The organism is Achromobacter pestifer (assembly GCF_902859625.1).
GTDB classification, from domain to species: Bacteria; Pseudomonadota; Gammaproteobacteria; order Burkholderiales; family Burkholderiaceae_B; genus Achromobacter; species Achromobacter pestifer.
This window is the reverse complement of record NZ_CADIJX010000002.1, coordinates 298,185-312,418: the sequence shown is the minus strand read 5'-3', so window position 1 is coordinate 312,418 and position 14,234 is coordinate 298,185. Positions and strand designations below refer to the sequence as shown.

Here is a 14,234-nt window from a genome sequence, read left to right as displayed (position 1 = left end):
CTAGCACGAATTTTTTCAGTGTTGCCCGCAAACGGGGCCATCATGAAAAAAAACGTGCCGGAGCCGTTGCCTTATTCCTTCGCGGCGGGCGCTTGGTCCAGGCCAAAGGCCTTGTGCAAGGCGCGCACGCCCAATTCCATGTACTTGTCGTCGATGATGACGGACGTCTTGATTTCGCTGGTGCTGATCATCTGGATGTTGATGCCTTCTTGCGAAAGCGTCTGGAACATCAAGCTGGCCACGCCCACGTGCGAACGCATGCCGATGCCCACGATCGAGACCTTGGCAACCTTTTCGTCGGTGGACAGTTCACGCGCACCCACGGCGGGGATGACTTCGCGCTTGAGCAAGTCCACGGCGCGCGCGAACTCGTTGCGGTTCACGGTGAACGAGAAGTCGGTCGTGCCAGCCACGGACTGGTTCTGCACGATCATATCGACATCGATATTGGCGGCGGCGACCGGGCCCAGGATGGAGAAAGCGATGCCCGGTTTGTCGGGCACGGCCAGCAAGGTGATTTTGGCTTCGTCGCGGCTGAAGGCGATGCCGGAGACAACGGCGGCTTCCATTTTTTCGTCTTCCTCAAAAGTAATCAGCGTGCCCGAGACCATTTCTTCGTCGAGCGGAATGAGCGGGTCGGTCAACGAGGACAGAACCCGGACCGGTACACGATATTTGCCGGCGAATTCAACCGAGCGGATCTGGAGCACCTTGGAACCCAGCGACGCCATTTCCAGCATTTCCTCGAAGGAAACGACGGCCATGCGGCGCGCTTCGGGCACCACGCGCGGGTCGGTCGTGTAGACGCCGTCCACATCGGTGTAGATCAGGCATTCGTCGGCCTTGACGGCCGCTGCCACGGCCACGGCCGAGGTATCCGAACCGCCACGGCCCAGCGTCGTGATGTGGCCTTCCGGGTCAATGCCCTGGAAGCCCGTCACGATCACCACGCGGCCCGCATCGAGATCGGCGCGGATGCGCGTGTCGTCAATGGACTTGATGCGCGCCTTGGTGAAGGACGAATCGGTGCATATGGGCACTTGCCAACCGGCATAGCTGCGCGCCGGCACGCCTTCGGCCTGCAAGGCGATAGCCAACAAACCGCTGCTGGCTTGCTCGCCGGTGGCGGCGATCATATCGAGTTCGCGGCCGTCGGGCTGGGGCGAAATTTCGCGTGCCAGGCCAAGCAGGCGATTCGTTTCGCCCGCCATTGCCGACGGCACAACAACAACCTGGTGGCCGGCAGCATGCCACTTTGCGACGCGACGCGCCACGTTTCTGATGCGCTCGACCGAGCCCATCGAAGTACCGCCATATTTGTGAACGATCAGGGACATCTCGTACTCTGGCTGGAAACCCGCCGCAAGAGTGTTGACGGGCAAAACCATATATTCTAGCGCGGCGGTAAAAATTTGCTCAGTTTGAGGAAATTTATGTTCATTGCACGGCTATTTTTCTGCGGATTCTTTCCAAGACAGCCATTTTCACCCTCTGGGCTCTACCCAGACGCGCCCCCGGTGGCAACGGACGACATGCCCCGCCTGCTCCACCCGCAGCTGGCGGTCATGCCCCAGGCTGTGTAGTTCACGCAGTTGGCGCAGCAAGTCGCGCAGGCGCGCGTCGGTCGGCATCCGGGCACCGTTTCGGGCAAGCCAGTGGCGCAGCACGTGCGCCTGGCGTGCCGCGGACAACGCGCGCCACGCCAGCAATGAAAAACTCACGCCGTCCGGGCTGGGTTCCAACCGGGCGAAATCCTCGCGCGCCACTTCGTCCAGAATCTGCGCCGCTTCGGCCATGTGGCCTGCGTGCCGGGCGACGATGCCCCGCCAACCCGGCCAACGGCCATCCAGCACGGGTGCCAGCAGTTCACGCACCGCGGCCCGCGTGTAGCGGGGGTCGGCATTGGTCGGGTCTTGCACCGGCTTCCAGCCGCAAGCGGCCTCCACCGAAGCCGCAGCCTGCAAGATCGCCGCGCGGTCCTGCGCGAGCCATGGGCGCAGGTACAGAATCCCGTCACGCTGCGTGGCCGCAGACATGGCCGCCATGCCGGCCAGCCCCGTGCCGCGCAACAGGCGCAGCAACACGGTTTCGGCCTGATCGTTGCGGTGATGGGCCAGCAACACGTGGCGCGTGCCGTGCGCATCGGCCAGTTGGGCCAACGCCGCGTAGCGCGCGTCACGAGCAGCAGCCTCGATGCCTTTGCCCGCGGCTTGCTCGACCTGGACCCGGGCCTCGGCCACGGGCACGCCCAGCAAGCCGCCCAGCGCATGCACCTGACCGCCCCAGGCATCGGCTGCGGCTTGCAAGCCGTGATGCACATGGAACAACGACACGCCGATACCCAGTTCGCGGGCCACCGCCGCCGCATGCACGGCCAGCATGGCCGAGTCCGCGCCGCCGCTGACGGCCACCGCGATGCGCGCGGGGCGCTCAGGCAGGGCCAGCAGCGCCTGCCGCAATGCGACGGCCAGATCAGGGGACAGGGGTAGCGCAGGCGGCCCGGAATGCACAACGCCCGACGGGACCGCTAAGGGAGTGTCGGGCGTTGGCCGGGCGTTCATGAGGGGTGGCGCGGAAAGCGCGGTCGTGGAGCAGGCACTACTGCCGACTCCCCTGGCCGCGTCAGGCGCGCACTTCCTGGTAGGCGCCGTAGGACAGCAGGCGTTGCACGCGCTGTTCCACGAGTTGCTCGGGCGTCATGCCCTGAAGCTGGCGCAGGGCATCGCCCAGCGCGCGGCGCAGCAAGCGCGCCATGACGCGGGGGTCGCGGTGCGCGCCACCCACGGGTTCGTTCACCACGCGGTCCACCAGGCCCAGGTCCTTCAGGCGCGGCGCGATGATGGCCAGCGCCTCGGCGGCGTCGGGCGCCTTGTCGGCGCTGCGCCACAGGATCGAGGCGCAGCCTTCCGGCGAAATCACGGCATAGGTGGCGTATTGCAGCATCAACACGGCATTGCCCACGGCAATGGCCAGCGCCCCGCCCGAACCGCCTTCACCGATGATCGTGCAGATCACGGGAACCTTGAGTTCGGCCATGGCGTACAGGTTATGGCCGATGGCTTCGGACTGGCCGCGCTCTTCGGCGCCGATGCCGGGATAGGCACCCGGGGTGTCCACGAAGGTGAACACGGGGATGCCGAATTTCTCAGCCAGGCGCATCAGGCGCAGGGCCTTGCGATAGCCTTCAGGACGCGGCATGCCGAAATTGCGCGCGGCGCGTTCCTTGGTGTCGCGGCCTTTCTGGTGACCGATCACCATGCAGGGGGTGCCATTGAACCGCGCCAGGCCACCGATGATGGACTGGTCATCGGCGTACATGCGGTCGCCGTGCAGTTCATGGAAGTCGGTGAACATTTCGCGCACGTAGTCCAGCGTGTAGGGACGCTGGGGGTGGCGGGCGACAAGAGCCGTCTGCCAGGGCGTGAGCTTGGCGTAGATTTCCTTGGCCAAGGTCTGGCTCTTCTGCTGTAGACGACCGATTTCATCGGAGATGTCTACCGCGGAATCGGCCTGCACGTAGCGCAGCTGCTCGATCTTGTTCTCAAGTTCGGCCAGCGGCTGTTCAAATTCCAGAAATGTATTGCGCATGTAGTGTGGTTCCGTAGATGGGCTGCCTGGGATGCATCAGTATTGAACCGGTGTCGGTTCCAGACTGCGCCATAAGTACCAGGTTGCCACGGTACGCCAGGGCTGCCACGCCAGCGAGACTTCGCGAGCCTCGAAGCGCGAGACAGGCTCGCCACTGAAATAGTGTAGCGAGATTGCCTTGAGCAACCCGGGATCATCCAGCGGCAGAACGTCAGGCCGCTGTAGATTGAAAATCAAAAACATCTCCGCCGTCCAGCGCCCGATGCCCCGGATGGCGACCAATTCAGAAATAACCGCCTCATCGTCCATGGCCGCCCACTTTTCGGGGTGGACTCGGCGTTCGCCGAAATGCACGGCCAGATCCTGTACGTATTCCGCCTTGCGCTGGGACAGGCCGGCCTGTCGCAAGCCCTCCACGCCCACGCGCAGGACGGCGATCGGCGTGGGGCGCTTGCCCACGGCATCGATGAACTTGGTCCAAACGGCGTCGGCCGCCTTGGTGGAGATCTGTTGGCCGATGATTGCCCGCGCCAGCGTCACAAACGGCGTGCCGCGCGAGGTCAGCCAAACCTCGGGATGCTGAGGAATGACCTTCTTCAGGATGCGGTCGCGCCGCATCAGGTGGGCAACAGCGGCCTCCCAATACTCGGGCTTGGGGATGTCGAGATCGGCGGTGGACATATCAGGCGTATCCACTGGGCTCACGCCCGGCGCCATTGCGTCAAGCCACCCGGCTTGTCGTCAAGCTCGATGCCGGCATCGCGCAATTCCGCACGGATGCGGTCTGCCTCGGCGAAGTTGCGGGCCGCCTTGGCAGCCGCGCGGGCGTCGATCAGGGACTGGATCGCGTCGGCTTCCAGCATGGCGCGCTGGCCTTGCTCGATGGCTGCCGCGGAATAACGGGTGGGCGACTGGAAATATGCCGCCGGATCCTGTTGGAGCAAGCCCAACAGCGACGCCAGCGCCTTCATTTGCCCAGCGCTGCGTGCGCTTTTGCCACGATTGGCCTCGGACGCGAGTTCAAACAGGGCCGCCACGGCGCCCGAGCTGTTGAAGTCATCGTCCATGGCCGCCTTGAAGGCCTGGGCCTGCGGCTCGTTCCAGTCGATGCCCTGGTCGTCGGCCGCCACGTTCTGCAGCGCCTGGTACAGACGGTCCAGCGCGTTCTGCGCGTCGACCAGATTGTCCGGCGTGTAGTTCTGCGGGCTGCGATAGTGGTTGCGCACGATGAAGAAGCGCACCATTTCGGCTTCACGCAGGTTGACGCGATAAGTCGCTTCGTCGGCGGTCGGGTCACCCTGGGCAATCGTCTGGCGGATGGTGCGGAAATTGCCCAGCGACTTGGACATCTTGTCCGAATCAACCATCAGCGGGCCGCAATGCATCCAGATATTGGCAAGCGCGCCGCCAAAGGCGCCTTCAGTCTGGGCGATTTCGTTTTCGTGGTGCGGGAATTTCAGGTCTGGACCGCCGCCATGGATATCCAGCGGCAGACCCAGCAACGACTTGCTCATGGCCGAGCACTCGATGTGCCAGCCCGGGCGGCCCAGGCCGTAAGGGGACTCCCACTTGGTGTCGGCGGGTTCCTCGGCCTTGGCCGATTTCCACAGCACGAAATCCAGCGGGTCGCGCTTGGCCGAACCCACGGCCACGCGCTCACCGGCGCGCAGGTCGTCCAGGGTCTTGCCCGACAACTTGCCGTAGCCCGGGAAGCCCCGAACGGCGTAATTCACGTCGCCGTCGTCAGCTTGGTATGCCAAGCCTTTTTGCTCCAGCTTGCCGATGATGTCCAGCATTTCGCCCACGTACTGGGTTGCCCGCGGCTCGCGGTCGGGGCTTTCGACACCCAGCGCCTGCTCGTCGGCGTGCATGGCGGCAATGTAGAACTCGGTGACTTCGCCAATACGGCGGCCGGTTTCAACGGCGCGACGGATGATCTTGTCGTCGATATCCGTGATGTTGCGCACGTAATCCACCGCCAGCCCGCTGGCGCGCAGCCAACGCTGCACGACGTCGAACGAGACCAGCATGCGGGCGTGACCCAAATGGCAGAAGTCGTACACGGTCATGCCACACACGTACATGCGCACCTGACCAGCCTGGGCCGGTTTGAACGGTTCTTTGGTACGCGATAACGTGTTGTAGATTTGCAGCATGGCGCTTTAGGATTCGTCTAATTGCTTCCGTGGCGGATTCGGAAAGTTGCTGGCGAAGGACGATACCTTCGCAAGCCTGCCGCCAACACCATCATTACAGGGCCTTGCTCACAGTCTCAAATACTGGGCTTGCTCCCAGTTTCAAGAGCGGCTGTCCCCGGTCTCAAGGCCAATGTCGAGCCAAAAACTCAACCGGGGCTAAAATGGCGGTCGTCAAGTATAGCAAGCGGCCCGGTCGCGCGCGTAAGTGCGGGCCGGCCACGACTTTTAACGGATACCCACGTGACTATCAAGCCGCGTTTTTGTGTCGCCCTGCTCGCCCTGGCTTTTGCCGGTGCTCCGCTTGGAACCGCCCTTGCCCAGTCGATGGCCGGCGGCGGGGGATCCAGCCCCAACGCCAGCCGCACCACGCTGGACCCGATTCCGCCTGAAGGCGGCTGGGAAGGCCTGGCCAAACTACTGGAAGCCGCCAAGCCCGCTGTCGACACCCGCCTGGCTCCTTCGGCTTCGCAGGTGACCGCGCGCATCGAAATGCTGCTGAACCGCGGCGACGCCGATGAAGCCCTGGCGCTGATCGAGAAACGCGAAGAAGAGACCAAGGACCAGCGCGGCACCGACGTGCAACTGATGTTCCAGCATGCACGCGCGTTGGCGGCGCTGCACCGCACCAACGAGGCCATCGACATCTACACGGACATGACCACGCGCTTCCCGGAGCTACCGGAACCTTGGAACAACCTGGCGGCTCTATATGCCAGCCGCGGTGAACTTGAAAAAGCGCAGGATGCCCTACAAATGGCATTGCGCGCCGACCCAGGCTACGCCGCCGCCCGCGCCAATTTGGGCGACCTGCAACTTCTGCAAGCCTTGCAGACCTACAAGAAGGCCGCCAGCGATGGCGTGCCGGGCATGCAGGACAAGGCCCGTGAAGTCGAAACCATGCTGAAGGATAAACAAGGCAAATGATGTCCCGTTACTCCCCCTTCCACCTGCTGCGCCTGACGGCGTGCTCGTTCGCGCTGGCCGCATTTGCCCCAGCCCTAGTCAGCGCCGCCCCGGCGGCCACTTCTTCCACCTCCACCACTGAAGGCACAAAAGCCATGAGCACCAATCCCCGCGTCAAGCTCCACACGAACCTCGGCGACATGGTCATCACCCTGGACGCCGCCAAGGCTCCCAAGACCGTTGAGAACTTCCTGACCTACGTCAAGGAAGGCTTCTACAACGGCACGGTGTTCCATCGCGTGATCGATGGCTTCATGATCCAAGGCGGCGGTTTCGAGCCCGGCATGAAGCAAAAGCAGACCCATGCCACCATCGAAAACGAAGCCAACAACGGCCTGAAGAACGACAAGTACACCCTGGCGATGGCCCGCACCAGCGACCCGCACTCGGCGACTGCCCAGTTCTTCATCAACGTGTCGAACAACGACTTCCTGAACTTCACGTCGCCCACGCCGAATGGCTGGGGCTACGCAGTGTTCGGCACCATCACCGAAGGCACGGACGTGGTCGAGAAGATCAAGGGCGTGAAGACCGGCAACAAGGGCTTCCACCAGAACGTGCCGAACGAAGACGTAGTCATCGAGAAGGCCGAGATTCTTGAATAAGATTGCCCTGTCCGGCCCGATCTGGCTGGCGTCCGACCTGCACTTGGGGCCGGCCACGCCGGCTACCTCGGAGGCCTTCCTGGCCTTTTTGCAAGCCGCGCAAGAAGACGCTGCCGCCCTGCTCCTGCCGGGCGACATCTTCGACGCCTGGATCGGTGACGACGTGATCCGCGCTGCCCCACCGTGGCTTGCCACGGTGTTGTCGGCGCTGCGGGAAACCGCCGGGCGCATCCCGGTATGGCTGGGCCGCGGCAACCGCGACTTCCTGATCGGGGAAGAACTGGCCACCACGGTAGGTGCCAAGCTGCTGCCCGAGCCTGCGCTTCTGGAAACGGATTTCGGCCAGGTATTGCTGACGCACGGCGACGAGTTCTGTACGGACGACGCCGCGTACCAGCAGTTCCGCAAGATGGTGCGTGATCCCAAATGGCAGGCCGAGTTCCTGGCCAAGACCATTCCTGAACGCCTGGCGATGGCGCAACAGGCCCGTGGCGAAAGCCAGGCGGCCAACCAGACGAAATCCATGGAGATCATGGACGTCAACGGCGCCGCCATCGACGCCATCTTCCGCGAGACCGGCGTGCGCGTGCTGGTGCATGGCCACACGCACCGTCCTGCCCGCCACGTGCTGGAAGTGGACGGCAAGAAGCGCGAACGCTGGGTGCTGCCCGATTGGGACTGCGACCACGTATCGCCTGCCCGCGGCGGCTGGCTCGTCATCGACCGCGACGGCCTGGAGTTCTACGACCTGGAAATGTAGGATGGGTGAAGTGTGGCAGGATCTACCGAAGAGGTCGGGTGCTTGCCGCCAAGCGACAGGTCTACCGAAGACGTCAGAGACTTGCCGCACGGAATCCATCGTGCTCATGTTGATGATGGGTTGCGCGCGGCGAGCGTTCTGGCTTTTTCTCCAGGACTTGCCGCGCTACACCCATCCTACGGACACACCATAGGATGGGTGTCGCGCAAGATAACGTAGGTTAGGTGCCGCGCACGATACCGTAGGATAGGTGCCGCGCACGATAACGTAGGATGGGTGTCACGCAAGATGCCGTAGGTTAGGTGTCGCGCAAGATACCGTAGGATGGGTGTAGCGCAAGATTGCGTAGGCAAGAACACGGTATCCCGCACGCGCAACCCATCAGGCAGCATGTAAAAAGGGCCTCGCACAACGCGAGGCCCTTTTCTTTGCCGTGCCGGACACGCACCTAGCGCGTGAAGACCCACGCGGCGACCACGGCGCCGAACACGATCCGGTACCAGGCAAACACGCGATACGTGTGGTTGGCCACGAAACGCAGCACGGCGCGCACCACCACCATCGCGCTCAGGAAGGCCGCGATGAAGCCCACGGCGATGCCGGACAGGTCATGCTGGGTCAGCACGCCGAAATTCTTGTACATGTCGAAGACCGCCGCGCCCAGCATCGTGGGCATGGCCAGGAAGAACGAGAACTCGGTGGCCGTCTTGCGTTGAATACCCGCAATCATGCCGCCGATGATGGTAGCGCCCGAACGCGACGTACCGGGAATCATGGCGAAACACTGCGCCACGCCCACGCCAAGCGCCTGCTTCCAGGTGATCTGCTCCAGCGTGTGCGCCGATGCCTTTTCGTCGGAGGCCGTGTCGTCCGCCGCTCCCGGCACATCGCCCGGGGTGTGGTGCGTCTTGCGTTCGACGTACAACATGATCAAGCCGCCCAGCACCAACGTCACCACCACCACCCCCGGGTGGTAGAACACCGATTTGATTGCCTTGATGAAGATTGCGCCGATGACGGCGGCGGGCAAGAAGGCAATGATCAGGTTGCGGGCGAAGGCCACTTCACTGGGCACGCCCGTCAGCGCGCCGCGGATCAGCTGCATCAGCCGTGCGCGGAACACCCACATCACAGCCAGGATGGATCCCAGCTGGATCACGACCTCGAACACCTTGCCATCGCCGGATTGGAAATTGATCCAATCGCCGACCAGGATAAGGTGGCCTGTACTGGAGACCGGAATGAATTCCGTCAGGCCTTCCAGGATGCCAAGGATGAAGGCCTTGATCAGATAGAGCGCGTTTTCAGTCACGATGCGTTAGCGGTTCCGGTTAATCGTTTGCTAGGGATGCTTCATCGGAGAGCATTTCATGGGGCCGCTTTTCAACGCGCACCAGCGCAATGCGACGGCCATCCATTTCAAGGACTTCAAAGCGGAAATGCTGATGGTGGATTTCGTATTCGCAGACATCGCCCGGCTTGGGCAAATGGCCGAAACGCGACAACAGATAGCCCGCCAGCGTTGAAAAATCCTGGGCTTCGTCGACCAGGCCTTCGGTTTCCAGCACCTGTTCAACATGGTGCAAGTCAGCCGCCCCGTCGATCTTCCAGGTGTTATCGCCATCGGCCACGATGTCCGGCAATTCGTCTTCATCGGGGAATTCACCCGCGATTGCCTCGAAGACGTCGATGGGCGTGACAAGGCCCTCGATGGCGCCGAATTCGTCGGCCACCAGCACAAGCTGGCCACGCGAACGCTTCAGCGTATCCATCAGGCGCAGGATGCCAATGGCCTCGTGCACGATGATCGGGTCACGCAGGCGGTTGCGGCGCACCCGGCCTTCCGTGATCAGGTCGGCCACCAGGTCCTTGGCGCGCGCGATCCCCAGCACCTCATCCAGCGAACCCCGGCACACGGGGAAGAAACTGTGCGGCGCCTCGGTCAGCTGGTGACGGATGATTTCCGGATCGTCGTCGATATTGATCCAGGACACGTCCGTGCGCGGCGTCATGATCGACCGGATGGAGCGTTCGGCCAGGGTCAGCACCCCGCTCACCATGTTGCGTTCCTCGACGCCAAATGCCGGCATGGCCGGGCCGTTGGCGTTGGGCAGGTCGGGCTCGTCGCTGGCGGGCGGGCGCTTGCCCAGCATGCGCAGCACGGCCGACGCCGTGCGTTCACGCATCGGACGGCGGGCGTCCAGCTTCAGCAAGTTGCGGCGAGCCACCTGGTTGAGCGCTTCGATGGCCACCGAGAAGCCGATGGCGGCGTACAGGTAGCCCTTGGGCACTTTGAAGCCAAAGGCCTCGGCCAACAGCGAGAAGCCGATCATCAGCAAGAAGCCCAGGCACAGCACGACCACGGTCGGGTGCGCGTTGACAAAGCGCGTCAGGGGCTTGGAGGCCAGCAGCATGATGCCGATGGCGATGATGACGGCGATCATCATGATGGCCAGGTGGTCCACCATGCCCACGGCGGTGATCACGGAGTCCAGCGAGAACACGGCATCCAGCACCACGATCTGCGTCACGATGACCCAGAAGCTGGCGTACACGCGCGGCCCGGAGGAGCCAGCATGCTGGCCGCCTTCCAGGCGCTCGTGCAGTTCCATCGTGCCCTTGAACAGCAGGAAGAGGCCACCCACCATCAGGATCAGGTCGCGACCCGAAGGGGACACTGGACCCACGGAAAACAGGGGAGTGGTCAAGGTGACCAGCCACGACATGACGGACAGGAGGCCCAGCCGCATGATCAGCGCCAAGCTCAACCCCATGATGCGCGCACGATCGCGTTGCGCAGGGGGTAATTTGTCCGCCAGGATGGCGATGAAAATCAGGTTATCAATGCCCAGGACGATCTCAAGGACGACCAGGGTAAGCAAGCCGACCCACGCAGCGGGGTCTAGCAGCCACTCCATCAGGAGCTCCAGAAGTTACACGACCGGTAATCGTACATGGAAAAGCCGTGACACGCCGGTGACACGGCCCGTCCGTATGCCTGACGGCCAATGGTTTTCAGCCTTTGGGACGAGTGACGGAACAAAAAAAGCCGGCGCGAAAGCCAGCCTCTTTCAACCCGGGGTCAGCGAAAAATCAGCCGCCCAGCTTCAGAACCCCCTTCATCATGGCCCAATGGCCGGGGAAGGAGCAGAAATAGGCGTAGGTTTCGCCTGCGGCGAGCTTGGACACGTCAAAGGTGACCGAATCGGATTCGCCGCCGCCGATGACCTTGGTATGGGCAATGACACGGGCATCGCCCGCCTTGACATAGTCCTGGGCCAGGCCGGCGCCCATGCCATCCGTGGCGACTGCCTGCTTGTCGGCATCCTTCGTCACGACCAGATTGTGGCCCATCGCGACCTTCGCCATCTTGCCCACGTGCTTCAAATGCACGGTGAACTGCTTGCAGCTCTTGTCGACGACGATCTCCTTGACGTTGTACTGCATGGCGTCGTTGCTTTCGACGGTCGTCTCGCATTGCGCGGCGAGCACGGGCAGGCTGGCTGCGGATAGAAGAATGGCCAGGGTGGTTTTTGCAAGCATGAATCTCTCCGATGACAAGGCGGTTTGTCTGCGCGTCCGCGGCACATGCCCTTAGCGCTACCGCCTCTGCCGAGTCTAGGGCCCGCTCAACGCCCATCGGTTGATGCGCATCAATAGCAAGCGGCCTTAACCACGTACACCCCTATGGTCAATAGGGGTATTACTGATGTCACTGCTCCGTTTGACAAACCGCAACGTGGCTCGCGCGGCACGTTCGTAGGATGGCTGCAAATAAACAGAACCAATAAGAGCGAGAGCATGCGCGGCAGTTCGGCGGTACGTCACGGATCCACCCCCTTCATCCGGGCCCTCTGCATCGCATGGCTGTTCTGCGCCGCAATGCTCGGACACGCCGCTCAGGCGCAGCGGCTTCCCGATTACCTGGCGGCCGCGCCGATTGCCGAGATCTTCCCCGGCGCCGACCGCATCGGCCCGCCCGAGGGCAAGCCGATGAGTGCCCGCGCGTATGCCGGCGACCGTCCGCTGGGGCGAATCTACCTTACCTCCGATGTGGTCAACACCCGCGGCTACTCCAGCAAACCCATCGACGTGCTGGTCGGCCTGGCGGACGACGGCCGCATCGTCGGGGCAAAGCTCGTCGAGCATCACGAGCCCATCGTCCTGATCGGCATCCCGCAGTCGAAGGTGGATCATTTCATCCGCGGCTACGTCGGCCTGAATTTCGTGGACTCCCCGCCCCGCCATGGCGCACCGCCGCCCGTGGACATCGTCAGCGGCGCCACGGTCACCCTCATGGTCATCGGCGACAGCATCACACGATCGGCCATCGCCGTGGCCCGCGCCTATGCCATCGACAAGGCACCCGCGACGCGACACGCCGCGGCGGCCGCCCCTCCCGCACGGGAGGTGGACGATACGCGCGATGCCGTCTTGGCCTGGCCGGCGTTGATCGAGACTGGTGCCGTCAAGAACCTGCGCCTGACGCCCGCGGACGTAGACCTGGCGTTCCGCCAATCCGGCCGGCAAGACGCCGCCGGGCATGGCCAGGCAAGCGCGCAAGACGACACTTTCATCGACCTGTACGTGGCGCTGGTCAGCGTGCCCGCCATTGGACGAAGCCTGCTCGGCGACACCGAATGGCAACGCCTGAAAGACCGGCTCAAGCCCGGACAGCAGGCGATCTTGGTGGCGGGCAACGGCGCCTATTCGTTCAAGGGCTCGGGCTATGTGCGCGGCGGCATCTTCGACCGCATCGAGATCATCCAGGACGAAGACAGCTTCCGCTTCCGTGATCGCAACCATCAGCGGCTGGCCGACATCGAGGCGCAGGGCGCGCCGTCGCTGAAGGAAGTCGCCCTGTTCGTGGTGCCCGAAGACACGTCGCTGGACCCCGTGAAGCCCTGGCGCCTGCAATTAATGGTGCAGCGCGTGCTGAGCGTGTCGGACAAGGCCTTCGTGACCTTCGACCTGCCTTATGAACTGCCTGCGGCCTACACCCGGACCCGCCCGCAAGCCACGGTCACGCAGCAAGCCTCCGCCGCCACGCCCGTGACGACGGAAGCGGCGGCCGACGAAGGCGCCGCTCCTGCCCTGTGGAAGCAGATCTGGCGGGGCAAGCTCGGCCAAGTGGCCATCCTGACGGTGGCGTTGATCGTGCTGGTCGGCATTTTCTTCTTCCAGGACCAACTGACCAGCCGCCCTCTTCTGCATGACCGCCTGCGACTGGCATTCCTGGCGTTCGCCCTGTTCTGGATCGGCTGGTATGGCCAAGCGCAACTGTCCATCGTCAATGTGCTGACGTTCTTTTCAGCGCTGCGCAGCGATTTCCGCTGGGAGTACTTCCTGATGGATCCGCTGGTGTTCATCCTGTGGTGCGCCACTGCGATCTCGATGGTCTTCTGGAACCGCGGCGCATTCTGCGGCTGGTTGTGTCCGTTCGGCGCCTTGCAGGAATTGACCAACCGCATCGCCAAGCGGCTGGGCGTGCGCCAGATCACCATCCGCCACGGCGTGAACCAGCGCCTGTCGACCTTGAAGTATGTGATTTTCCTGCTGCTGTTTGGCTTCTCGCTGTATGACCTGGCGGTGGCCGAGCAACTGGCCGAGATCGAGCCCTTCAAGACGGCGATCATCCTGCGCTTCATGCGCTACTGGCCCTTCGTGGCGTTCGCGGTGGCGCTGCTTGTCGCCGGCCTGTTCGTAGAGCGCTTTTTCTGCCGCTACCTCTGTCCGCTGGGAGCCGCGCTGGCCATTCCCGCGCGCCTGCGGATCTTCAACTGGCTGCGCCGCTATCGCGAATGCGGCAATCCCTGTCAACGCTGCAATCACGAATGCCCGGTGCAAGCGATTGAACCCACCGGCGAAATCAATCCGAACGAGTGCATTCAGTGCCTGCATTGCCAGATGCTCTATCACCACGAGCAGAAATGCCCGCACCTGATCCAGAAAAGGAACAAGCGCGAACGTCGGCGCGCGCCGGACGCGGAACCGGTCGAACAAGAGATCGTCATGCATCGCAAGCCGAACCCGAACGTCCCCGCCAGCCCCGAGCCATCCGAATCATGAAACTGAATTTTCGCACTGCGGCGCCAAACGCCGTCCCTCTCAAGGAGTTAT

At 63.2% G+C, this 14,234-nt stretch carries 12 protein-coding genes; 4 read left to right on the top strand and 8 right to left on the bottom strand.

Features of this window, described 5'->3' with window-relative positions:
* Nucleotides 1-71: 71 nt before the first annotated feature.
* The 5 genes from HV753_RS08235 to cysS all read right to left on the bottom strand — a co-directional run bounded on the left by HV753_RS08235 (nucleotide 72) and on the right by cysS (nucleotide 5,744).
* A complete protein-coding gene (locus tag HV753_RS08235; RefSeq protein WP_175173969.1) occupies nucleotides 72-1,337 on the bottom strand; it encodes an aspartate kinase in 1,266 nt (421 codons plus the stop codon).
* A gap of 147 nt (nucleotides 1,338-1,484) precedes the next feature.
* On the bottom strand, nucleotides 1,485-2,459 hold the full coding sequence (tilS, locus tag HV753_RS08230) for a tRNA lysidine(34) synthetase TilS (RefSeq protein ID WP_175174630.1): 975 nt from the start codon (nucleotides 2,457-2,459) through the stop codon (nucleotides 1,485-1,487).
* Nucleotides 2,460-2,622: 163 nt separating this feature from the next.
* Entirely contained in the window at nucleotides 2,623-3,588 is a 966-nt protein-coding gene (locus HV753_RS08225; RefSeq protein WP_006225512.1) for an acetyl-CoA carboxylase carboxyltransferase subunit alpha, read from the bottom strand.
* A gap of 36 nt (nucleotides 3,589-3,624) precedes the next feature.
* Nucleotides 3,625-4,269 (bottom strand): DNA-3-methyladenine glycosylase family protein, encoded by a 645-nt coding sequence (locus HV753_RS08220; protein WP_175173968.1) that lies wholly within the window; start codon nucleotides 4,267-4,269, stop codon nucleotides 3,625-3,627.
* A 20-nt stretch (nucleotides 4,270-4,289) separates the two neighbouring features.
* Nucleotides 4,290-5,744, bottom strand: coding sequence for a cysteine--tRNA ligase (gene cysS / locus HV753_RS08215; protein ID WP_175173967.1), 1,455 nt, complete (start codon nucleotides 5,742-5,744; stop codon nucleotides 4,290-4,292).
* Nucleotides 5,745-6,026: 282 nt separating this feature from the next.
* On the opposite strand from cysS, the gene HV753_RS08210 reads away from it, so the two are divergent.
* The 3 genes from HV753_RS08210 to HV753_RS08200 all read left to right on the top strand — a co-directional run bounded on the left by HV753_RS08210 (nucleotide 6,027) and on the right by HV753_RS08200 (nucleotide 8,114).
* Nucleotides 6,027-6,710, top strand: a complete 684-nt coding sequence (locus HV753_RS08210; RefSeq protein WP_175173966.1) for a tetratricopeptide repeat protein — start codon at nucleotides 6,027-6,029, stop codon at nucleotides 6,708-6,710.
* Between the two features lie 134 nt (nucleotides 6,711-6,844).
* Nucleotides 6,845-7,354, top strand: coding sequence for a peptidylprolyl isomerase (locus tag HV753_RS08205; RefSeq protein ID WP_175174629.1), 510 nt, complete (start codon nucleotides 6,845-6,847; stop codon nucleotides 7,352-7,354).
* Complete coding sequence (locus HV753_RS08200) at nucleotides 7,347-8,114, top strand: UDP-2,3-diacylglucosamine diphosphatase (protein WP_175173965.1); 768 nt, start codon at nucleotides 7,347-7,349, stop codon at nucleotides 8,112-8,114. The genes HV753_RS08205 and HV753_RS08200 overlap by 8 nt, the downstream gene beginning before the upstream one ends.
* A gap of 448 nt (nucleotides 8,115-8,562) precedes the next feature.
* Here the strand turns inward: HV753_RS08200 and HV753_RS08195 are convergent, their stop codons facing one another.
* The 3 genes from HV753_RS08195 to azu form a co-directional block, all read right to left on the bottom strand.
* Nucleotides 8,563-9,426, bottom strand: a complete 864-nt coding sequence (locus HV753_RS08195) for an undecaprenyl-diphosphate phosphatase (protein ID WP_175173964.1) — start codon at nucleotides 9,424-9,426, stop codon at nucleotides 8,563-8,565.
* Nucleotides 9,427-9,445: 19 nt separating this feature from the next.
* Nucleotides 9,446-11,032, bottom strand: a complete 1,587-nt coding sequence (locus tag HV753_RS08190; RefSeq protein ID WP_175173963.1) for a TerC family protein — start codon at nucleotides 11,030-11,032, stop codon at nucleotides 9,446-9,448.
* A gap of 175 nt (nucleotides 11,033-11,207) precedes the next feature.
* Nucleotides 11,208-11,657, bottom strand: coding sequence for an azurin (azu, locus tag HV753_RS08185; protein WP_175173962.1), 450 nt, complete (start codon nucleotides 11,655-11,657; stop codon nucleotides 11,208-11,210).
* Between the two features lie 339 nt (nucleotides 11,658-11,996).
* Here azu and HV753_RS08180 point away from each other — a divergent pair, with 339 nt between their 5' ends.
* On the top strand, nucleotides 11,997-14,183 hold the full coding sequence (locus HV753_RS08180) for a NosR/NirI family protein (RefSeq protein WP_175174628.1): 2,187 nt from the start codon (nucleotides 11,997-11,999) through the stop codon (nucleotides 14,181-14,183).
* Nucleotides 14,184-14,234: the final 51 nt, after the last annotated feature.